The organism is Methylobacterium sp. 174MFSha1.1 (genome assembly GCF_900116815.1).
GTDB lineage: Bacteria > Pseudomonadota > Alphaproteobacteria > Rhizobiales > Beijerinckiaceae > Methylobacterium.
This window is the reverse complement of record NZ_FPCB01000049.1, coordinates 23,063-43,344: the sequence shown is the minus strand read 5'-3', so window position 1 is coordinate 43,344 and position 20,282 is coordinate 23,063. Positions and strand designations below refer to the sequence as shown.

The window sequence follows — 20,282 nt, the reverse complement described above, 5'->3', positions numbered from 1 at the left end:
CTGGACGAACGGCTTGACGTAGGCCGGCGGCAGCAGGCGCACCTCGTGGCCCAGAGCCCGGATCTGGCGCGCCCAGTGATGGGCGGTGGCGCAGGCCTCCATCGCCACGATGGTGGCGGGGATCTTCTTGAGCGCCGGCAGCAGCTTGTCGCGCGAGACGCGTTCGGTGCTCACCACGGCGCCCTGCGCGTCCTGGGCCTCGAACTGGAAGACGGACTTGGCGATGTCCAGGCCGATGATGCTAATCTGCGTCACGGACGGTCTCCTCGGTTGGGTGTCAGACGACCTCAACCTGGCACTTATGATGCCGGCGGGGGCCGTCCACCCCAACATCCCAGGGCTCGCCGAAGGCGAGAACCCGGGATCCATATCCGCTGACGTTGAAGAATGAAGCGGATCGCTTTCCGCCTCGTCCTGAACCGTCGGCGGTTATGGATCCCGGGTTCCGCTGCGCGGCTCCGGGATGACCCTGTTCGGCGGGATCGCTGCTGCGAAGTGACCTGTCGGAACGATGTGAAACATCACGCCCACCCCCGCCCGATCGCGGAACGCCGTCCCCCGACAAGCCACATTCCCGCACGGCTCGCGCCTCACCCCGGGCACAAACAACCGGCACTCTCCCACCCATGCCGACGACCGACCGCCTCGCATGTCAGACCTTCACCGCAAGCTTAGCTGTGGCGAGGTCGCAACACCGCGAAAGCATCCCAGCTTTGCCCCAGACCGCCCCCCGCGCCGCCGCGATCCCGCCATAAACCGGCGGCACCTCAACGGCCACGTTAAGCGACTGTCCCCACAGCGATTTATCGTGGTCTTCCCGATCCCCCCGGGGATCGCGGGCGACGCTGGCGGATTGACCCGGGAACGGGTCCGTTTCGCGTAGCCGTCCCAGGGCGGCGCAGGGAGCGGGACCGGGAAAAAACCGGCCATTCAAGAAACCACGGGTACGGGACAGGGCCATGGACGCGCGTCACACCACCGACAAATCGAAGCTGCCCAGCCGCTACGTGACCGAGGGTCCGGACCGTGCGCCGCATCGGTCGTACCTCTACGCCATGGGCCTCACCCGCGAGCAGATCCACCAGCCGCTGATCGGCGTGGCCTCGTGCTGGAACGAGGCGGCGCCGTGCAACATCTCGCTGATGCGCCAGGCTCAAGCCGTGAAGAAGGGCGTCGCCGCCGCCGGCGGCACCCCGCGCGAGTTCTGCACCATCACGGTCACCGACGGCATCGCCATGGGGCACCGCGGCATGCGCGCCTCGCTGCCGTCCCGCGAGGTGATCGCCGACTCGGTCGAGCTGACCATGCGCGGCCACGCCTACGACGCGCTCGTGGGGCTGGCCGGCTGCGACAAGTCCCTGCCCGGCATGATGATGGCGATGGTGCGCCTCAACGTGCCGTCCGTCTTCATCTATGGCGGCTCGATCCTGCCCGGCACCTTCCGGGGCCAGCCGGTCACCATCCAGGACCTGTTCGAGGCGGTCGGCAAGCACTCGGTCGGCGCGATGAGCGACGACGACCTCGAGGAGCTGGAGCAGGTCGCCTGCCCGTCGGCCGGCGCCTGCGGCGCGCAGTTCACCGCCAACACCATGGCGACCGTCTCCGAGGCGATCGGCCTGGCGCTCCCCTACTCGGCCGGCGCGCCCGCCCCCTACGAGATCCGCGACCGGTTCTGCGCCACCGCCGGCGAGATGGTGATGGAGCTGCTTTCCAAGAACATCCGCCCGCGCGACATCGTCACCCGCAAGGCGCTCGAGAACGCCGCGACCGTGGTGGCGGCCTCCGGCGGCTCGACCAACGCGGCGCTCCACCTGCCGGCGATCGCGCATGAATGCGGCATCTCGTTCGACCTGTTCGACGTCGCCGAGATCTTCAAGCGCACCCCCTACATCGCCGACCTGAAGCCCGGCGGGCGCTACGTCGCCAAGGACCTGTTCGAGGTCGGCGGCATCCCGCTCCTGATGAAGACGCTCCTCGACGGCGGCTACCTGCACGGCGACTGCATCACCGTCACCGGCCGCACCATCGCCGAGAACCTCGCCAAGGTGGCGTGGAACGCCAACCAGGACGTGGTCCGGCCGTCCACCCAGCCGATCACCGCGACCGGCGGCGTCGTCGGCCTCAAGGGCAACCTCGCCCCCGAGGGCGCGATCGTGAAGGTCGCCGGCATGCCGCCGGAGAAGCAGACCTTCGCGGGTCCCGCCCGCGTCTTCGACAACGAGGAGGCCTGCTTCGAGGCGGTGAAGAACCGGACCTACAAGGAGGGCGAGGTCCTGGTGATCCGCTACGAGGGCCCGCAGGGCGGCCCCGGCATGCGCGAGATGCTGGCGACCACCGCCGCCCTCTACGGCCAGGGCATGGGCGACAAGGTGGCGCTCATCACCGACGGCCGCTTCTCGGGCGCCACCCGCGGCTTCTGCATCGGCCATGTCGGGCCCGAGGCCGCGGTGGGCGGCCCGATCGGCCTCCTCAAGGACGGCGACATGATCCGCATCGACGCGGTCCAGGGCACGCTCTCGGTCGACCTCACGGACGACGAGCTGGCCCAGCGCCGCGCGGCATGGCAGCCGCGGGCCAACGATTCGACCTCGGGCTACCTGTGGAAGTACGCGCAGACCGTCGGCCCGGCGGTGACGGGCGCGGTGACGCATCCGGGCGGGGCCCAGGAGACGCTCTCCTATGCGGATATCTGAGGCCGGCCTGCCCCAGCGGGCGGGCCGCCGGTTCCTCCTCGCGCTCCTCGGCCTGATGCTGGCCGGGGAAGGTCCCGCCGCGGCGCTCGACGCCGCGGTGCGGACCCCGGTGCCCGCGGCCGTGGGCTACCGCAACGCCCGCGAGGCGATGCGGACGGGCATGCGCGACTACAATGCCGGCGACAAGGAGGGCGCGGCGCGCGCCCTCGAATACGCCGCCGGCCAGGGCCACGCCCTGGCCCTGTGGAAGCTCGGCCGCATGTACGCGGAGGGCGACGGCGTCCCGCACGACGACCTCAAGGCGTTCGAGTTCTTCTCGAAGATCGCCGACGAGAACGCCGACGAGGGGCCGGAGGCGCCGAATGCCGGCGTGGTGGCGAGCGCCTTCACGGCGCTCGGCCGCTACTTCCTCGACGGGATCAAGAATTCGTACGTGCGCCCGAACGTCGAGCGCGCCTACGACATGTTCAACTACGCGGCGACCTACTACGGCGACCCGAACGCGCAGTACAACCTCGCCCGGCTCTACCTCGACGGCACCGGGGTGACCCAGGATCCGCGCCAGGCGGCGCGCTGGTTCAACCTCGCCGCCGAGAAGGGACATCCGGCGGCGCAGGCGCTGCTCGGCCAGCTGCTGATCAACGGCCAGGGCGTCACGGCGCAGCGCGCCCGCGGCCTCGCCTGGCTGACGCTGGCCCGCGACGCCGCGGAGGGGCCGAAGGACCAGTGGATCGTCGCCCTGCAGGAGCAGGCGATGGCGGCGGCCAACGAGCGCGACCGGGCCGAGGCCCAGTCCCAGGTCGACGGCTTCTACCGCCGCAGCGCCAAGGGCCGCTGAGATGACGGGGCGCTGAGAGAGGGGACGGACGCCCGCCCCCTCCCGTCCATCTTTCGTTTTTCAGCCCTGCCGGGCCGCGATCGCCGTCTGGAACGACGGGCGCTCCAGGATGCCCGCGACATACGACGCGAGCCGCGGCCAGCGCCCGGCATCGACCGCCTCGCCGGCGAGATGCAGGTTGTGGAAGCCGGTCGCGACCGAGATGTCGGCGAGGCTGAACACGCCGCCGACGAGGAACGGCCCGTCGATCACGCCCTCCAGATAATCGAACGGCCGCGGCAATTCCTCGGTCATGCACTTGGCGACGACCGCCTCGTCGCAGGGCTGCTTCATCATGTTCGGCCGCAGCACCCGCTGCACGAAAGGCTTGATCAGGAGCGGAAAAAGCTCGGTATCCCCGAGCTCGTCGAACCAGATCGCCCGGCCGAGATCCTGCGCCCCCGCCGGCAGCAGAGCCGGCTCCGGATGCTTGCGCTCCAGGTAATGGATGATCGCCGTCGAATCGGCGAGGCGAAACTCGTCGTCCTCCAGGGCCGGGATCTTGCCGAACGGGCTCGCCTTGCGGAACCGCGGATCGGGGTCGTGGAAGCGCAGCGGCACGTGCCGGGCCTCGATGCCCTTCTCGGCGAGGACGACGAGCACCTTGCGGACGAAGGGCGACAGGCTGGTGCCGTAGAGTTTCATCGGGTCCGTTCCTCCCTCGCGGCCGAGCGACGGCCGTCCGGGCGGATATCGGGCCGGACCGGCCGGTTGGCACCCCTCCCCCGCCTGGAATCCGCCCGCCTCCCGTCCCATACTCCGCTCCGGCCGTTCCCGGCCCGGAGAGGCCGATCCGTGGACGATACTTTCGAACTGCGCGAGCGCCTGTCCCGCGCCTGGCGGGCGGTGTTCGACAACGCCGTCGAGGCCGGCAGCCCGCCCGAGGCGGTGGTCGAGACGATGACGGCGGTGGCCCATGCGCGCTTCGCCGAGCTGTTCGGCACGGCCGCGGCGGCGAGCTACCTCGCGCTCCTCGCCGAGCAGATGCGCGACGTCGACCACGACGAGGCCGAGACCCTGATCCGCGGCGAGGCGCCCGGGCCGGCGCCCTTCGACGAGGAGATGACGGCGATGGACCCCGCCTGGATCGAGCGCGACCCGCCGTGAGACCGCGTTCGAGGGGGCTGGGCTTCCATCCTCGCTCATCGCTCCGAGGCCGCGAGAAGACGGAACCCAGGGCGTCTCTCAGAGCCTATTCGCTTGAAGCCACAGAGCTGACTCCCTGCATGTCATTCCGGGGCTCGCCGAAGGCGAGAGCCCGGAATCCAGAACCACGGATGATTCAGGATCAAGCGGAGGACGTCCCGCCTCTTTGCGACCAAGCTGAGAGCCTGTTTGAGCGGTTACGCCGATCGATCTGCTTACAGGCCGACATCTCTCAACGTCATCCCGGGGCTCGTCGAAGACGAGAACCCGGGATCCATAACCGCTGACGCAGCCTGAAAGGGCGGGCAGCGTTCCGTTTCATCCTGCACCGTCAGCGGTTATGGATCCCGGGTTCCGCTCCGCGGCCCCGGGATGACATCGAGGGGTTCAATGCGGTCGGCCAACTCAAACAGGCTCTGAGGTTCTGGATTCCGAGCTCCGCTGCACGGCCCCGGAATGACGCGGAGTGTGTTGACCCTGTGGAGCCCGATCAATCGAGCCCTCAGAGATATCGGTCGAACGGGCTCAGGCCGCCCGCACGGTATCGAGGAAGCGCGCCACCTCGGCCGAGAGATGCTCGGACTGACGCGACAGCTCGGTGGCCGCCCCCAGCACCTGGCTCGCCGCCGCCCCCGTCTCCTCCGCCGCGCCCGCCACGCCCGCGATGTTGCCCGTCACCTCGCCGGTGCCGGCCGCCGCCTGGCTGACGTTCCGCACGATCTCCTGCGTCGCCGCACCTTGCTCCTCCACCGCCGCCGCGATCGAGGTCGCCACGCCCGAGATCTCCTCGATCCGCGCCGTGATCTGGCCGATCGCGCCGGCCGCCTGACCCGTCGAGGCCTGGATCGCCGCGATCTGGCTCGTGATCTCCTCGGTCGCCCGTGCCGTCTGGCCGGCCAATTCCTTCACCTCGGCCGCCACCACCGCGAAGCCGCGGCCGGCCGGTCCGGCCCGCGCGGCCTCGATAGTGGCGTTGAGCGCCAAGAGGTTGGTCTGCGCGGCGATGGACGAGATCAGCCCGACGACGTCGCCGATGCGGGCGGTCGCCTCGGTGAGCGCGCGGACCTGGTGGGCGGTCCGGCCGGCCTCGGCGACGGCGGCCTGGGCGAGGCGGGCCGAGCCGTCGACCTGGCGGCCGATCTCCTGGACCGAGGCGCCGAGCTCTTCGGCGGCGGCCGCCACGGTGCCGACATTCGACGAGGCCTCCTCGGCGGCGGCCGCGACGGCGGTGGACTGGGTCGCGGTCTGCGTCGCCGTGGCGGTCATGGTCTGGGCGGTAGCCTGGAGTTCGGTCGCGGAGGCCGAGACCTGGCCGACGATGCCGCCGACGGCGTGCTCGAAGGCATCCGCCATCTGGCGCATGCCGGCCCGGCGCTGCTCCTCGGCGGAAGCACGGGCGAGGCGCGTCTCCTCCTCCAGGGCGCGGGCGCGGATCAGCCCGTCCTTGAACACCTGCACGGCGGCCGCCATGGCGCCGATCTCGTCGCGCCGGGCCGCGCCCGGGATCGGCGCCGCGACGTCGCCGGCCGCCAGCCGGCCCATCGCGCCGGTCATGCGGGCGATCGGGCGGGCGATGCCGAGGAGGCTGAAGATCACCGCGCCGATCGCCGCCGCGAAGGCGAGCGCCGTCATGATTGCCGCCGCCAGGATGCCACGGTCGGCGCTGGCGCTGCTCTGCTCGGCGCTCGCCAGGGCGGCGCCGGCATTCATCGCCACGATCGCCTTCAGGGCGCCGGTCGCCTCGGCGTTGGTGCCGCTCATCTGGGCGCTGGTCAGCGTCGCGAGCGCCGTGGCCTGGTCGCCCGCCGCCATCGCGCCGGTCACCATCTTCTGGCCCTCGAGGTAGTCGCTCCACCGGGCGACGAAGCGCCCGAAGGTCGCCCGCTCCTCCGGCCCGGAGATCAGCGGCTCGTACTTGGCCTGGAGGTCGATCAGCGCCTTGCGGCTGTCGGTCAGGGCCTGCTCGTTGCGGTCGTAGGCGGCATCGTCGGTCGAGGTCACGACGAAGCGGTAGAGGTTGATCCGGTAGGCCTGCGTCTCGGCATAGATCTGGTTGATCAGGTTCGAGGCCGGGATCCGGGTCCGGGCGACATCGACGACATCGTCCCGCAGCGTCACCAGCCGCATGATGCCGTTGCCGCCTTGCGCCACGCTGAACAGCATCAGCGTCATGGTCGTCCCGATCAGGACATGCTTGATCGACAACTTCATCCTGCGACTGCCCGGCATCCGATGGTCAAGCCTCGGGAAGCGAGGCGTGGCCATGCATACGAGCCGCTTCGTTAGTCCTTACTTAAGAAAAGAGTCATTGGCGCACGAAGCGTCAGATCATTGCGACGATCGGCACCGCCGCCGATCGACTGGGCAGTCGATGCCCAGCACTTGAGCGGTCCTATACCCTCTCGCGCGTCCGGCGCATCAGCGCCGACGCCCGTTCGGGCTTGCCTTGCGCCTTCGGACAAATCCGAAGGCGCGACGGTCTTACTCCGCTGCCGCTTGGCCGGCCTGGTGCGGCCGCGGACGGGCCTTGCGCCGCAGGGCGATCTCCTGCTCGCGCGCTTTGGGAAGCTCGCGGTGGGCCTGGTCGCGGCCCGGCAGGTATTGCTTCGGCCAGGCTTGCGTGCGGGCGTCGTACCAGGCGGCGGCCTGGCGGCAGAAATTCGGGTTCCACAGGTGGGGCCGGCCGAGCGCCACGATGTCGGCCCGGCGGGTGTGCAGGATCGTGTTCACCTGGCCGGCTTCCGTGATGGCGCCGACCGCCATCACCGCCATCGGCGCGCGATTGTGCCCGCGGTTGCGGATCGCGTCGGCGAACTGGACCTGGAACATCCGTCCGTAGACCGGACGCTGGTCGGCGACGGTCTGGCCGGCCGAGACGTCGACGAGGTCGCACCCCGCCTCGTGCAGGGCCTCGGCCACCGCCACGACGTCGGCCTCATTCATGCCGCCCTCGGCCCAGTCGGTGGCGGAGATGCGCACCGACATCGGGCGCTCCGCCGGCCAGACGGCCCGCATGGCGGAGAAGACTTCGAGGGGGAAGCGCAGGCGGTTCTCGATCGACCCGCCATACGCGTCGGTGCGGGTGTTGGTGAGGGGCGAGAGGAACGAGGCCATCAGGTAGCCGTGGGCGCAGTGCAGCTCCAGCATGTCGAAGCCCGCCCGCGCCGCCCGCTCGGCGGCCCGTACGAAGTCGTCGCGCACCCTGTCCATCCCGGACCGGTCGAGCGCCTCCGGCACCTGGCTCACGCCGTCGAGATACGGGATCGGGGAGGCCGAGACGATCGGCCAGTTGCCCCCGGGCAGCGGCCGGTCCATCCGCTCCCAGCCGACCTGCGTCGAGCCTTTGCGGCCGGCATGGCCCAGCTGCATCACGATCCTGGTGTCGGTGTGGGCGTGGACGAAGTCGACGATGCGGCGCCATTGCGCCTCGTGTGCGTCGGTCCAGAGCCCCGGGCAGCCCGGGGTGATCCGGGCATCGGCCGACGGGCAGGTCATCTCGGTGAAGAGCAGGCCCGGGCCGCCGAGCGCGTGCGAGGTGTAGTGCACGAAGTGCCAGTCGGTGAGGTTGCCGCCCTCGTCCGCCGAGTACTGCGCCATCGGCGCCATCGCGACCCGGTTCGGGATCCGCATCTCCCGTAAAGAGAGCCCCGTGAACATCGGCGTCGGCCGGCTCGTCCGGTAATCCTCGCCGGTCTCGGCGTGGAGGCGGGCGTAGAACGCATCGTCCACCGCTCTGACATAGTCCGGATCGCGCACCACCAGGTTGTCGTAGGTGACGGATTTCGCCCGGCACATCACCACCATCGAGAACTGCTCCGCATCCATGTCCCAGGAGCGGCTCATGTGCTCGAACCAGGCGAGCGACACGTCGGCATTGTGCTGGATCACCTGGCAGGGGGTGCGGCGCGCCCGGTCATAGGCGGAGAACGCCGCCTGCACGTCCTCCTCGGCGTGTGTCACCAGCGCGTCGGAGAGCGCGATGGCGCATTCCATCGCGAGCTTGGTGCCCGAGCCGATCGAGAAATGCGCCGAGGCCTTGGCGTCGCCCAAGAGCACGATGTTGTCGTGCGACCAGCTCTGGCAGAAGATCCGCGGGAAGCGGCGCCAGGTCGAGCGGTTGAGGAGCAGGCCGTGGCCCTGCAACTCCTCGGCGTACATCTGTTCGAGGATCCGGCGCGAGCCCTCCTCGTCGGTCTCGGTGAAGCCGTGGCCCTGCCAGCAGGCCTCGTCCATCTCGAACACCCAGGTCGAGCGGCCGGGCTCGTACTGGTAGGTATGGGCGCAGACGATGCCGTGCGGCGTCTCGCGGAAGAAGTAGTTGAACTCGTCCATCGGCCGGGTCGAGCCCATCCAGCAGAAGCGGTTGGACTTGATCTCGACCTCCGGCTGGAAGGCCTCGCGGAAGTGCTCGCGGATGCGCGAGTTGATGCCGTCGCAGGCGACGATCACGTCGGAATCGGGGAAACGGGTCGAAAGCTGGTCCGGCGGGATGCTCTCGCCGAAATGCAGTTCCACCCCCTCCTCGCGGCAACGCTCCTGGAGGATCTGCAGCAGGCGCATCCGGCTCACCCCGGCAAAGCCGTTGCCGCCGCAGCGCATGGTCTTGCCCTCCTTGTGGATCGCCACGTCGTCCCAGTACGAGAAGGCGTCGCGGATGCGGGAGAAGGAGCGCGAATCGCGCGACAGGAACTCGTGCAGGGTCTCGTCGGAGAACACCACGCCGAAGCCGAACGTGTCGTCGGCCCGGTTCTGCTCGTAGACATCGACCTGCCAGCCGGGCCGGCGCTTCTTGGTGAGGAGAGCGCAGTAGAGCCCGCCGGGTCCGCCGCCGATCACCGTGACGCGCATCGGGCCAGTCATGGAGGGCTCCTCATCGTGACGGCGGGCGCGCCGGCCGAGAAACTTTAACCTTGAAACATCGCGGCGCAAGAGGGGGCATGGTGGATCGCGGGACGGCCCGGCCGGTTTCCGGTCCCGGCTCTCGCCGCACCACGACGATGCTGCGATGCATCAAGCAAAAAGTCTTGTTTTTCAGCATTCTGCTCGCTGCACTGCACAGCGATGCGGCAGAGCGAAAAAGTCGACAGACACGGTTGCCAGACGATATTTCATGCGTAAAGTATTCCTCGCGAGGCGGGGCGGGATCCGACGAAAGAGCGCCGCCCTCGTCCCACGCGCCGACTCGACTTCGGCCGCATCACGCCGGACAAGTGCCGTCGATGCTCTCGACAGATCAGGGGACACACGGGATGAATCCGATCCGGAACGCCAGCCGCCTCGCGACCGCGCTCCTGGGCGCCACGCTGCTGGCCGGCCCCGCCGCGGCGCAAGGCGCGGAGAAGGTCCGGGTCGGGCTGATGTTCACGCTGTCCGGCCCCTCGGCGGTTCTGGGCGAGCAGGGCCGCGACGGCTTCCTGCTGGCCCTCGACACTCTGGGCAAGAAGCTCGGCGGCCTGGAGACCGAGGTGGTGACGGTCGACGACGAGCTCAAACCCGATGTGGCCACCAACAAGGCGCGGGAGCTGGTGAAGCGCGACCGGGTCGATTTCGTGGTCGGGCCGACCTTCTCCAACGTGCTGCGCGCGGTGGTGCGCCCGGTGACCGAGGGCGGCGCCTTCCTGATCTCGCCCAATGCCGGCACCTCGAACTATGCCGGGTCGGAGTGCAACCCGAACCTGTTCGTCTCCTCCTACCAGAACGACCAGGTCCACGAGGTGCTGGGCAAGTATGCCCAAAACAAGGGCTACAAGCGCCTCGTCCTGCTGGCGCCGAACTACCAGGCCGGCAAGGACTCGCTCGCCGGGTTCAAGCATTCCTACAAGGGCGAGGTGGCGAACGAGATGTTCACGCCGCTCGGCCAGCTCGATTTCTCGGCCGAACTCGCGCAGATCTCGGCGGCGCAGCCCGACGCGGTGTTCGCCTTCATGCCCGGCGGCATGGGCGTCAACCTGGTGCGGCAGTACCGCCAGGCGGGCCTGAGCTCGATCCCGTTCCTCTCCGCCTTCACGGTCGACGAGAGCACCCTGCCGGCGCAGAAGGACGCGGCGGTCGGGTACTTCGGCGGCGCCAACTGGGCGCCGGACCTCGACAACCCGCAATCGAAGGCCTTCGTGGCGGCCTACGAGAAGAAGTACGGCAGCGTGCCGGGCACCTACGCCATGCAGGCCTACGACGCCGCCCTGATGATCGACGCCGCGATCAAGCGCGCCAAGGGCGACCTGAAGGACAAGGACGCCTTGCGCGCCGGTCTCAAGGCCGCCGAGTTCCAGTCCCTGCGCGGCAACTTCAAGATCGGCAACAACCACTATCCGATCCAGGATTTCTACCTCGTCAAGGCGGCCAAGCGCCCGGACGGCAAGTACGAGACCCAGATCGCCGAGAAGATTTTTTCGAACTATCAGGACAATTACGCGGCCGAGTGCAAGATGAAGTAAGCGTCATCCGCTGACGGGTCACCATAAAACTCCACGTCATCCCGGGGCCGCGCAAGCGGAACCCGGGATCCATAACCGCCGAGGTTGCCGGATGATGCGGAACCGTCCCCCCTGTGCTGGCTGCGTCAGCGGATATGGATCCCGGGTTCCGCTGCGCGGCCCCGGGATGACTCGGAGGGTGTGGACCGCCCCGAGCCAGACTTTGCACGACCGAGTCGCGCCATGCTCAACCTGTTCCTGATCCAGGCGCTGAACGGCGTCCAGCTCGGCATCCTGCTGTTCCTGGTGGCGGCCGGGCTGACCCTGATCTTCGGGGTGATGGACCTCATCAACCTCGCCCACGGCGCGCTCTACATGATCGGCGCCTATCTCGCCGCGACCTTCACCGCCGCCACCGGCAGCTTCGGCCTCGGCCTGCTGCTCGCCCTGCCGGCGACGCTCGTCTTCGGGCTGGCCCTCGAGTTCCTGGTGGTGCGCCACCTCTACGGACGCGACCACCTCGACCAGGTGCTGGCCACCTTCGGGCTGATCCTGATCCTCAACGAGGGCGTGCGGATCGTCTGGGGTGCAGCCCCCATGAGCGTGCCGGTGCCGGACGCCCTGTCCGGGTCGGTCCAACTCGTCGGCACCCTGCATTACCCGCTCTACCGGGTCGCGATCATCGTCGCCGGCCTCGCCACGGCACTCGGCCTCCACCTCCTCGTCAACCACACGCGGCTCGGCATGCGGCTGCGCGCCGGGGCCAGCAACGGCCCGATGGTGGCGGCCCTCGGTGTCGACATCCGGCGGCTGTTCCTGGTCGTGTTCGGCCTCGGCGCGATGCTGGCGGGCTTTGCCGGCGCGATGGTGGCGCCGATCCTCTCGGTCGATCCCGGCATGGGCGATTCGGTGCTGATCCTGACCTTCGTGGTCATCGTCATCGGCGGCGTCGGCTCGGTGCGGGGCGCCTTCGTCGCCGGCCTCCTCGTCGGCCTCGCCGACCAGCTCGGTCGCACCTTCGGGCCGATCCTGCTGCGCAGCGTGATGGACGCCTCCTCCGCCTCGCAGACCGGGCGGACGCTCGCCCCGATGCTGATCTACATCCTGATGGCCGCCGTGCTGTTCTTCCGGCCCTCGGGCCTGTTTCCGGCGCGGGGGTCCCGATGACGACGCTCGTCGCCCGCGTGACCGCCGAGCCGCCCCGGCGCCGGGCTGCGCTCCCCGGCACCGCCCTCGCCGGGCTGGTCCTGGCGGCGCTCGCCGCCCTGCCGGTCGCGGCGGAGGCCGCCGGCCTGCCCTTCCTGGTTGTCACCGCGACCCGGATGATGATCTTCGGGCTCGCCGCCCTCTCCCTCGACCTCGTCCTCGGCTACGGCGCGATGGTGTCGTTCGGCCATGCCGCCTTCATCGGCCTCGGGGCCTACGCGGTCGGCATCCTCGACGCCCACGGCATCCGCGACCTCGCGATCCAGGCGCCGGTGGCCGCCGCGACTTGCGCGCTCTTCGCCCTCGTCACCGGGGCGATCAGCCTCCGTACCCGCGGCGTCTACTTCATCATGATCACGCTGGCCTTCGGGCAGATGGCGTATTTCTTCATGGTCTCGCTCTCGGCCTATGGCGGCGACGACGGGCTGCCGCTGTCGGGCCGCTCGACCCTGTTCGGGATGCGGCTGATCGCGGGCGATCCGGCGCTGTTCTACTGCGTGCTGGCCGTGCTGGCGGTGGCGCTCCTGGCCTTGCGCCGCGTCGTCGCCTCGCGCTTCGGCCGGGTCCTGCGCGGCAGCCGCGACAATGCGGTGCGGATGCAGGCGATCGGCTTCTCGCCCCTGCCCTACCGGCTCACCGCCTACGTGATCGCCGGCGCCATCGCGGGCCTCGCCGGGGTGCTGCTGGCCAACCAGGCCGAGTTCGCCTCGCCGGCCTATATGAGCTGGCAACGCTCGGGCGAGCTGATCGTCATGGTGGTGCTCGGCGGCATGGGCACGCTGATCGGCCCCGTCGCCGGCGCGGCCGCGCTGATCGCGCTGGAGGAGGTGCTGGCGCATTATTCCGACCATTGGCGCCTCGGCCTCGGGCTGATGCTGGTCGCGGTGGTGCTCCTCTCCCGCGGCGGCCTCGCGGGCCTCGCCGCGAAGCTCGGGAGGCGCGCGTGACGACCCCGCTCCTCCAAGATCCCCTTCTCTCCATCTGCAATCTCCGGAAGTCCTACGCGGCGCTGAAGGTCACCGACGACGTCAGCCTCGACGTGGCCTCGGGCGAGCTGCACGCCATCATCGGGCCGAACGGCGCCGGCAAGACCACGCTGATCCACCAGCTCTCGGGCAGCCTGCCCAGCGATTCCGGCAGCGTCCACCTCGCCGGCGAGGACGTGACGCACCTGCCGATGGTCGCCCGGGTGCGCCGGGGCCTCGCCCGCTCGTTCCAGATCACCTCGATCCTCGACGGGTTCTCGGTCTTGGAGAACGTCGCGCTCGCGGTCCAGGCCCGGTCGGGCTCAAGCTTCCGGTTCTTCCGCCCGGCGGCGAGCGAGGCGAGCCTCAACGCGGAAGCGATGGAGGCGCTGGGCCGCGTCGGCCTCGCCGACCGGGCCGGGCGGCGGGCCGGCAGCCTGTCGCACGGGGAGAAGCGCCAGCTCGAACTGGCGGTGGCGCTCGCGACGAAAGCCCGCCTGCTCCTCCTCGACGAGCCGCTCGCCGGCACCGGCCCGGAGGAATCGGCGATCCTGGTCGGGCTGATGCGCGAGCTGAAAGCGACCCACACCATCGTGCTGATCGAGCACGACATGGACGCGGTGTTCGCGCTCGCCGACAGGATGAGCGTGCTGGTCTACGGCCGCGTCATCGCGAGCGGCCTGCCCTCGGTGGTCCGGTCCGATCCGGCGGTGCGCGCCGCCTATCTCGGCGAGGAGGAGGCGGCCTGATGCTGACGGTCGAGGGCCTGGAGAGCGCCTACGGCGATTCCCGCATCCTGTTCGGGATCGACCTGTCGGTGGGCAAGGGCGAGGTGGTGACCCTGCTCGGCCGCAACGGCATGGGCAAGACCACCACGGTGAAATCGATCTTCGGGCTCCTGAAGCCGCGGGCCGGCCGCATCCTGATCGACGGCGAGGACATGGCCGGGCGCCCGTCCCACCTCGTCGCCCGGCGGGGCCTCGGCCTGGTGCCGGAGGGGCGCCAGGTGTTTCCGACCCTCTCGGTCGAGGAGAACCTCGTCGCGACCCATCGTGGCGGGCGGGGCGCGAAGTGGACTCTCGACGCCGTCTACCGCCTGTTCCCGCGGCTGAAGGAGCGGCGGCGCAACGGCGGCGACCAGCTCTCGGGCGGCGAGCAGCAGATGCTGGCGATCGGCCGGGCGCTGATGACCAATCCGCGCCTCGTCGTCCTCGACGAGGCGACGGAGGGGCTGGCGCCGCTGATCCGCGAGGAGATCTGGGCCTGCCTGCGGGCGATCAAGGACGAGGGCGAGGCGATCCTGGTGATCGACAAGAACGTCGACGCGCTGGCCCGCTTCGCCGACCGGCACGTGGTGATCGAGAAGGGCCGCGTGGTCTGGACCGGCACCAGCGCCGCGCTCCGGCAGGCGCCGGAGGTGAAGGACCGGTTCCTTCATGTGTGAAACATCTGTTGAAGGAGTGACCGCATGACCCCCATGACCGCAGGCATCACCCGCGCCGGTGAGGGCATCGAGGGCGTCCGCTGGAACATCCTCGGCCAGATCTACGTGCCCAAGCAGCTCTCCGAGAGCTCGCTGTCCTGGCACGCCACCTTCCCGCCCGGCACCTTCGTGCCGCCGCACATCCACCCGACGCAGGACGAGTTCCTGTACATCCTGCAAGGGCGCCTCACCGCGGTCCTCGACGGGCAGGAGAGCGTGGCCGAGGCCGGCGACACGATCCGGCTGCCGCGGGGCCAGCCGCACGGGCTGTTCAACCGCTCCGACGCGGACGTGAAGTGCTTCTTCTGGGTCTCGCCGGCGCGCCGGCTCTACGACCTGTTCTGGGCCCTGCACAATCTCGGGCCGCAGGCCAACCCCGCCGACGTGGTGGCGATCTCGGCCAAGCACGAGGTCGACTTCCTGCCGCCCCCGGACGCGGAGTGAGCCGATGCGCGTCCTCATCGTCGGCGCCGGGATCGGCGGACTCGCCACCGCCCTGATGCTCCACCGGCGCGGCATCCGCGCCACGATCGTCGAACAGGCGGCGGAAGTCCGCGAGGTGGGCGTCGGCATCAACACCCTGCCGCACGCGATCCGCGAGCTTGCCGAGCTCGACCTGCTGCCGGCCCTCGACCGCGTGGCGATCCGCACGAAGGAACTCGCCTACTTCAACCGCCAGGGCCAGGAGGTCTGGCGCGAGCCGCGGGGGATCGAGGCCGGCCACCCGGTGCCGCAATTCTCGATCCATCGCGGGCGGCTGCAGGCCGTGCTCTACGACGCGGTGCGCGAGCGGCTCGGTCCCGACGCGGTGCAGACCGGCCTGTCCCTCGCCGGCTTCCTCCAGGACGAGGGCGGAGTCACCGCCCACTTCACCGATTCGCTCCGGGGCGATGCCGGCCGGACGATCCGGGCCGACGTGCTGGTCGCCTGCGACGGCATCCACTCGGTGGTGCGCAAGACCTTCTTCCCCGACGAGGGCCCGCCGCGCTGGGACGGGGTGCTGATGTGGCGCGGCGCCACCGAGTGGGCCCCCTGGGGCGACGGCCGCACCATGGCGATCGGCGGCGGCATGGGCGCCAAATGCGTGCTCTACCCGATCGCCGAGGCCCGGGACGGGCGCCAGCTGATGAACTGGGTGGTGTTCGTGAAGATGGCGGACGGCAAGCTCTCGCCGCCGCCGAAGGAGAGCTGGTCGCGCCCCGCCCACCGCTCGCAGGTGCTGCCCTACGCCAAGCGCTTCGCCCTGCCGGATTTCGACCTCGCGGCCCTGGTCGAGGCGACGCCGCAGATCTTCGAATACCCGATGTGTGACCGCGATCCGCTGCCGCGCTGGACACACGGCCGGGTGACGCTGCTGGGCGACGCCGCCCACCCGATGTACCCGGTCGGCTCGAACGGCGCCTCGCAGGCGATCCTCGACGCGCGGGCGCTCGGCGACGCGCTGGCGGGCGCCGAGCACCCGATGCAGGCGCTCCACGCCTACGAGGCCGAGCGCCGGCCGAAGACCGCCGAGATCGTGCTCCTCAATCGCAAGGGCGGGCCGGAGCGGGTGATCGACGAGGTCGAGAAGCGGGCGCCGGCGGGGTTTTCTCGGATCGAGGACGTGCTGAGCCACGCCGAGCGCCAGGCGATCGTCGGGGGTTATGCCGGCAAGGCGGGGTTCGCGGTGGCGGGGAAGGTGAGCCCGCTCAGGGTGGCGGTGTGAGACACACCGCGCCGTGAGCCCTCTCCTCTCCCCGCGGGCGGGGAGAGGAAAAGGCGCGGCCTTTCTCCCTCCCCCCTCTGCGGGGGAGGGTGCCCGGCGGAGCCGGGCGGGAGAGGGGCAGCGCGACGCTGCTTCAGGGGGCGCCCGTCAGAACGGCTTTGCATTATCCTGAAGCGTGGTTCCCCTCTCCCGACCCCCGCTGACGCGGGGGCCACCCTCCCCCGCAGAGGGGGGAGGGGAAATCCGCCCAAATCCTTTAAGGTTGAAACATCCATGCCCGACACCCCTCCTCCCCGCCACGTCCTCGTCACCGGCGCGACCCGCGGCATCGGGCGGGCGATCGCGGCGGCGTTCGTGGCGGCGGGGGAGCGGGTGACTCTGCTCGGCCGCAGCCCGGAGAGCGCCGAGCGGGCCCGCCGGGACCTCGGCGCCGCCCACGCCGTCGCGGCCGACGTCACCGACGCGGCGGCCCTGGAGCACGCGCTGAAGCAAGCAGCGGAGCAGGCCGGCCCGGTCGCGGTGCTGGTCAACAATGCCGGAGGCGCCGAGACCGCACCCCTCGCGCGCAGCGACGTCGAGACCTTACGCCGGATGATGGCGCTCAACGTCGAACCGGTGCTGGTCGCGGCCCGCGCCGTCGTCCCGGCCATGAAGGCGAGCGGCGGCGGCCGGATCGTCACGGTCGCCTCCACCGCCGGGCTCAAGGGCTACGGCTACGTCAGCGCCTATTGCGCCGCCAAGCACGCTGTCGTCGGCCTCACCCGGGCCCTGGCGCTGGAACTCGCCGCCACCGGCATCACGATCAACGCGGTCTGCCCCGGCTTCACCGACACCGACCTCGTCGGCAGCGCCATCGACGGGCTGGAGGCGAAGACCGGCCGGGCCCGCGACGACCTCATGACCGAATTCACCCGCCACAACCCGATGGGCCGCCTGATTCGTCCCGAGGAAGTCGCCGACGCCGTGCTGTGGCTCGCCGGACGGCAGGCCGGCGCCGTCACCGGTCAGGCCGTCGCGGTGGCGGGAGGCGAGCTGTGAACGCCCCGGTCGAGATTCCCGCCGAGGTCCCCGGCCACCGCAGCGAGCTGCGGCTGTGGCTGCGCCTGCTCACCACGGCCAACACCATCGAGGCGGAGATCCGCCGGCGCCTGCGCGATCAGTTCGACACCACGCTCCCGCGCTTCGACCTGCTGGCGCAGCTCGAGCGCGCGCCCGACGGCATCATGCTGAGCGAGCTGTCGCGCCGGATGATGGTGTCGAACGGCAACGTCACCGGCCTCGTCGAGCGGCTGGCGCAGGAAGGGCTGATCGACCGCCAGGTCTCGGAATCCGACCGCCGGGCGGTGCAGGTGCGCCTGACGGCGGAGGGGCGGCGCGTCTTCGCCGGAATGGCCCGGGCCCATGCCGACTGGATCGCCGAGCTCGTCGGCGCCCTCGATCCCTCCGAGCAGGACGCGCTCTCGACCCAGCTCTCCGCCCTCAAGGCCTCGGTGCGGCCGGGCGGCGCGCCGGCCAAACCCAAACCGAAACGCCAGGGAGGCACCATGAGGCGCCAGAACGCCATCGCGGCCCCGCTCGCCGGGTTCACGCCGCAGCATTTCGGCTTCGCGGTTCAAGACGGCATCGCGACCGTGACGCTGAACCGGCCGGAGAAGAAGAACCCGCTCACCTTCGAGAGCTACGCGGAACTGCGCGACACCTTCCGGGCCCTGCGCTTCGAGGAGAGCGTGACGGCGGTCGTCGTCACCGGCGCGGGCGGCAATTTCTCCAGCGGCGGCGACGTGTTCGAGATCATCGAGCCGCTCACCACGATGGGCGCAGCCGACCTCCACGCCTTCACGACGATGACCGGCGACCTCGTCAAGGAGATGCGGGCCTGCCCGCAGCCGGTCGTGGCGGCGGTCGAGGGCGTCTGCGCGGGTGCGGGCGCGATCATCGCCATGGCCTCCGACCTGCGGGTGGCGGGTGCCGGCGCCAAGGTGGCGTTCCTGTTCAACCGGGTGGGGCTGGCCGGCTGCGACATGGGCGCCTGCGCGATCCTGCCCCGGATCGTCGGCCAGGGCCGGGCCTCGGAGCTTCTCTATACCGGCCGCTTCATGAGCGCCGAGGAGGGCGAGCGCTGGGGCTTCTTCAACCGCCTGGTGCCGGCGGGCGAGTCCCTGAATGCGGCCCGCGAGACCGCCCGGGCGCTGGTGCAGGGCCCGGCCTACGCCAACGGCCTGACCAAGCGGATGCTGCACATGGAATGGGCGATGGGGGTGGACGCCGCCATCGACGCCGAGGCGATGGCCCAGGCGCTCTGCATGAAGACCCAGGATTTCCGACGCGCCTTCGAGGCCTTCGCCGGCAAGACCAAGCCGGTCTTCGAGGGGAACTGAGCTTCTGTTCGCCTCGCCCGACGGTTCTGAAACCCTCCGCGTCATCCCGGGGCCGCGCAGCGGAACCCGGGATGACGCGGAGGATGATCGAGACGTCTGCGGGATCACCTGCATCGAGCCGTCAAACAGGCCCTGACCATGCCGGACCAAACCTTCCTCGAATGGCCGTTCTTCGAGCCCCGCCACCGCGACCTCGCCGCGGAGGCCGAGTCCTGGGCCGCCCGCACGGTCCCGGACCTCGTCGATCACCACGACGTCGACGGCTCGTGCCGGCGCCTCGTCGCGGCGCTCGGCGAGGCGGGGTTCCTGCGCTTCGCCGCCCCCGAGGACGGGGTGTTCGACGTGCGCGCCCTGTGCCTCCTGCGCGAGACCTTCGCCCGCCACGACGGGCTCGCCGACTTCGCCTTCGCCATGCAGGGCCTCGGCACCGGGGCGCTGACGCTCGAAGGCACGCCGGCGCAGCGCGAGGCGGTGCTGCCCGGGGTGCGGGCGGGCCGCCGCATCGCCGCCTTCGCGCTGACCGAGCCGGAGGCCGGCTCCGACGTCGCCCAGATCGCGCTAGCGGCGACGCCGACCCTGGATGGATTGGTACGGCTCGACGGGGAGAAAACCTGGATCTCGAACGGCGGCATCGCCGACACCTACGTCGTCTTCGCCCGCAGCGGCGAGGCGCCGGGCGCGCGCGGCCTCTCGGCCTATCTGGTGCCGGCGGACACGCCCGGCCTGACGATATCTGAGCGCCTCGACACCATTGCCCCCCACCCGCTCGCGCGCCTGCGCTTCGCGGATTGCCGGGTACCGGCCGAGAACCGCATCGGCGCGGCCGGGGCCGGGTTCAAGGTCGCGATGGCGACGCTCGACGTCTTCCGCGCGACCGTCGGCGCGGCGGCGCTCGGCTTTGCCCGCCGCGCCCTCGACGCCTCGCTCCGGCGCGCGCAATCGCGCAAGCTGTTCGGGGCGCCGCTTTCCGCGATGCAGCTGACCCAGACCAGCCTCGCCGAGATGGCGACGGCGATCGATACCGCGGCGCTCCACGTCTACCGCGCCGCCTGGACCCGCGATTCGGGGGCGCCCCGCATCACCCGCGAGGCCGCGATGGCCAAGATGGTGGCGACGGAAGCCGCGCAGGGGGTGATCGACCGGGCGGTGCAGCTCCATGGCGGCGAGGGCGTCCGCTCCGGCTCGGTGCCGGAGACGCTCTACCGCGAGATCCGCGCGCTGCGGATCTACGAGGGCGCCACCGAGGTCCAGAAGCTCGTCATCGCCCGCCAGATTCTCGCCTGAGGGCGGAATCTCACCAGAGGAGTGTCCGATGGAGGCTGCCGTGCCGGAAACCCGTATGCCGCAGACCCAGAGCCCGGAAACCTCGGCCTTCGCGCAAGAGGAGTCCGCGCAACCGGAGGCCGCCATCGGCCC

The 20,282-nt window shown here is 70.5% G+C and carries 16 protein-coding genes and 2 pseudogenes; 14 read left to right on the top strand and 4 right to left on the bottom strand.

Going from position 1 to position 20,282, the window contains the following annotated elements; all coding sequences use genetic code 11:
* A pseudogene (locus tag BM430_RS29985) lies at positions 1 to 255 on the bottom strand (IS110 family transposase); the annotation flags it as partial.
* A 704-nt stretch (positions 256 to 959) separates the two neighbouring features.
* Between BM430_RS29985 and ilvD the strand changes: the two are divergent.
* Positions 960 to 2,693 carry a dihydroxy-acid dehydratase gene (gene ilvD, locus BM430_RS29980; protein ID WP_093570873.1) on the top strand — a complete coding sequence of 578 codons (1,734 nt, stop codon included), beginning with the start codon at positions 960 to 962 and terminating at the stop codon, positions 2,691 to 2,693.
* A 55-nt stretch (positions 2,694 to 2,748) separates the two neighbouring features.
* The gene (locus BM430_RS29975; RefSeq protein ID WP_093570876.1) at positions 2,749 to 3,531 is read left to right on the top strand and encodes a tetratricopeptide repeat protein; all 783 of its coding nucleotides are present in this window, start codon (positions 2,749 to 2,751) and stop codon (positions 3,529 to 3,531) included.
* Positions 3,532 to 3,591: 60 nt separating this feature from the next.
* Here the strand turns inward: BM430_RS29975 and BM430_RS29970 are convergent, their stop codons facing one another.
* Positions 3,592 to 4,215, bottom strand: coding sequence for a glutathione S-transferase family protein (locus BM430_RS29970; protein WP_093570872.1), 624 nt, complete (start codon positions 4,213 to 4,215; stop codon positions 3,592 to 3,594).
* A gap of 150 nt (positions 4,216 to 4,365) precedes the next feature.
* On the opposite strand from BM430_RS29970, the gene BM430_RS29965 reads away from it, so the two are divergent.
* Positions 4,366 to 4,677 carry a hypothetical protein gene (locus tag BM430_RS29965; RefSeq protein ID WP_093570871.1) on the top strand — a complete coding sequence of 104 codons (312 nt, stop codon included), beginning with the start codon at positions 4,366 to 4,368 and terminating at the stop codon, positions 4,675 to 4,677.
* Positions 4,678 to 5,241: 564 nt separating this feature from the next.
* Here BM430_RS29965 and BM430_RS29960 read toward each other — a convergent pair.
* Both BM430_RS29960 and BM430_RS29955 read right to left on the bottom strand, forming a co-directional pair.
* Complete coding sequence (locus tag BM430_RS29960; protein WP_093570870.1) at positions 5,242 to 6,927, bottom strand: methyl-accepting chemotaxis protein; 1,686 nt, start codon at positions 6,925 to 6,927, stop codon at positions 5,242 to 5,244.
* Between the two features lie 270 nt (positions 6,928 to 7,197).
* The gene (locus tag BM430_RS29955) at positions 7,198 to 9,576 is read right to left on the bottom strand and encodes an oxidoreductase (protein ID WP_244539721.1); all 2,379 of its coding nucleotides are present in this window, start codon (positions 9,574 to 9,576) and stop codon (positions 7,198 to 7,200) included.
* Positions 9,577 to 9,965: 389 nt separating this feature from the next.
* On the opposite strand from BM430_RS29955, the gene BM430_RS29950 reads away from it, so the two are divergent.
* From BM430_RS29950 to BM430_RS29905, 11 genes and pseudogenes are all read left to right on the top strand, one after another.
* Positions 9,966 to 11,150: an ABC transporter substrate-binding protein gene (locus BM430_RS29950; protein ID WP_093570868.1), complete on the top strand. Its 1,185-nt coding sequence runs from the start codon at positions 9,966 to 9,968 to the stop codon at positions 11,148 to 11,150.
* Between the two features lie 222 nt (positions 11,151 to 11,372).
* Entirely contained in the window at positions 11,373 to 12,296 is a 924-nt protein-coding gene (locus tag BM430_RS29945) for a branched-chain amino acid ABC transporter permease (protein ID WP_093570867.1), read from the top strand.
* Positions 12,293 to 13,282: a branched-chain amino acid ABC transporter permease gene (locus BM430_RS29940; RefSeq protein WP_093570866.1), complete on the top strand. Its 990-nt coding sequence runs from the start codon at positions 12,293 to 12,295 to the stop codon at positions 13,280 to 13,282. The genes BM430_RS29945 and BM430_RS29940 overlap by 4 nt, the downstream gene beginning before the upstream one ends.
* A complete protein-coding gene (locus BM430_RS29935; RefSeq protein WP_093570865.1) occupies positions 13,279 to 14,049 on the top strand; it encodes an ABC transporter ATP-binding protein in 771 nt (256 codons plus the stop codon). Before BM430_RS29940 ends, BM430_RS29935 begins: the two co-directional genes overlap by 4 nt.
* Entirely contained in the window at positions 14,049 to 14,744 is a 696-nt protein-coding gene (locus tag BM430_RS29930) for an ABC transporter ATP-binding protein (RefSeq protein ID WP_093570864.1), read from the top strand. The genes BM430_RS29935 and BM430_RS29930 overlap by 1 nt, the downstream gene beginning before the upstream one ends.
* A gap of 24 nt (positions 14,745 to 14,768) precedes the next feature.
* Positions 14,769 to 15,227, top strand: coding sequence for a cupin domain-containing protein (locus BM430_RS29925; protein ID WP_093570863.1), 459 nt, complete (start codon positions 14,769 to 14,771; stop codon positions 15,225 to 15,227).
* A 4-nt stretch (positions 15,228 to 15,231) separates the two neighbouring features.
* On the top strand, positions 15,232 to 16,488 hold the full coding sequence (locus tag BM430_RS29920) for a flavin-dependent oxidoreductase (RefSeq protein WP_093570862.1): 1,257 nt from the start codon (positions 15,232 to 15,234) through the stop codon (positions 16,486 to 16,488).
* 273 nt (positions 16,489 to 16,761) lie between these two features.
* Positions 16,762 to 17,526 (top strand): SDR family NAD(P)-dependent oxidoreductase, encoded by a 765-nt coding sequence (locus tag BM430_RS29915; RefSeq protein ID WP_093570861.1) that lies wholly within the window; start codon positions 16,762 to 16,764, stop codon positions 17,524 to 17,526.
* A pseudogene (locus BM430_RS35100) lies at positions 17,457 to 17,846 on the top strand (MarR family transcriptional regulator); the annotation flags it as partial. The gene BM430_RS29915 and the pseudogene BM430_RS35100, both read left to right, overlap by 70 nt.
* 186 nt (positions 17,847 to 18,032) lie before the next feature.
* Complete coding sequence (locus tag BM430_RS35095) at positions 18,033 to 18,866, top strand: enoyl-CoA hydratase family protein (protein ID WP_210188469.1); 834 nt, start codon at positions 18,033 to 18,035, stop codon at positions 18,864 to 18,866.
* Positions 18,867 to 19,004: 138 nt separating this feature from the next.
* A complete protein-coding gene (locus BM430_RS29905) occupies positions 19,005 to 20,150 on the top strand; it encodes an acyl-CoA dehydrogenase family protein (protein WP_093570859.1) in 1,146 nt (381 codons plus the stop codon).
* Positions 20,151 to 20,282 lie beyond the last annotated feature (132 nt).

Excerpts from the sequence above, each read along its gene's own strand:
- ilvD (WP_093570873.1), top strand. The coding sequence starts at position 960 with ATGGACGCGCGTCACACCACCGACAAATCGAAGCTGCCCAGCCGCTAC.
- BM430_RS29975 (WP_093570876.1), top strand. The coding sequence starts at position 2,749 with ATGCTGGCCGGGGAAGGTCCCGCCGCGGCGCTCGACGCCGCGGTGCGG.
- BM430_RS29970 (WP_093570872.1), bottom strand. The coding sequence starts at position 4,215 with ATGAAACTCTACGGCACCAGCCTGTCGCCCTTCGTCCGCAAGGTGCTC.
- BM430_RS29960 (WP_093570870.1), bottom strand. The coding sequence starts at position 6,927 with ATGAAGTTGTCGATCAAGCATGTCCTGATCGGGACGACCATGACGCTG.
- BM430_RS29955 (WP_244539721.1), bottom strand. The coding sequence starts at position 9,576 with ATGACTGGCCCGATGCGCGTCACGGTGATCGGCGGCGGACCCGGCGGG.
- BM430_RS29950 (WP_093570868.1), top strand. The coding sequence starts at position 9,966 with ATGAATCCGATCCGGAACGCCAGCCGCCTCGCGACCGCGCTCCTGGGC.
- BM430_RS29945 (WP_093570867.1), top strand. The coding sequence starts at position 11,373 with ATGCTCAACCTGTTCCTGATCCAGGCGCTGAACGGCGTCCAGCTCGGC.
- BM430_RS29940 (WP_093570866.1), top strand. The coding sequence starts at position 12,293 with ATGACGACGCTCGTCGCCCGCGTGACCGCCGAGCCGCCCCGGCGCCGG.
- BM430_RS29930 (WP_093570864.1), top strand. The coding sequence starts at position 14,049 with ATGCTGACGGTCGAGGGCCTGGAGAGCGCCTACGGCGATTCCCGCATC.
- BM430_RS29925 (WP_093570863.1), top strand. The coding sequence starts at position 14,769 with ATGACCCCCATGACCGCAGGCATCACCCGCGCCGGTGAGGGCATCGAG.
- BM430_RS29920 (WP_093570862.1), top strand. The coding sequence starts at position 15,232 with ATGCGCGTCCTCATCGTCGGCGCCGGGATCGGCGGACTCGCCACCGCC.
- BM430_RS29915 (WP_093570861.1), top strand. The coding sequence starts at position 16,762 with ATGCCCGACACCCCTCCTCCCCGCCACGTCCTCGTCACCGGCGCGACC.
- BM430_RS35095 (WP_210188469.1), top strand. The coding sequence starts at position 18,033 with ATGAGGCGCCAGAACGCCATCGCGGCCCCGCTCGCCGGGTTCACGCCG.
- BM430_RS29905 (WP_093570859.1), top strand. The coding sequence starts at position 19,005 with ATGCCGGACCAAACCTTCCTCGAATGGCCGTTCTTCGAGCCCCGCCAC.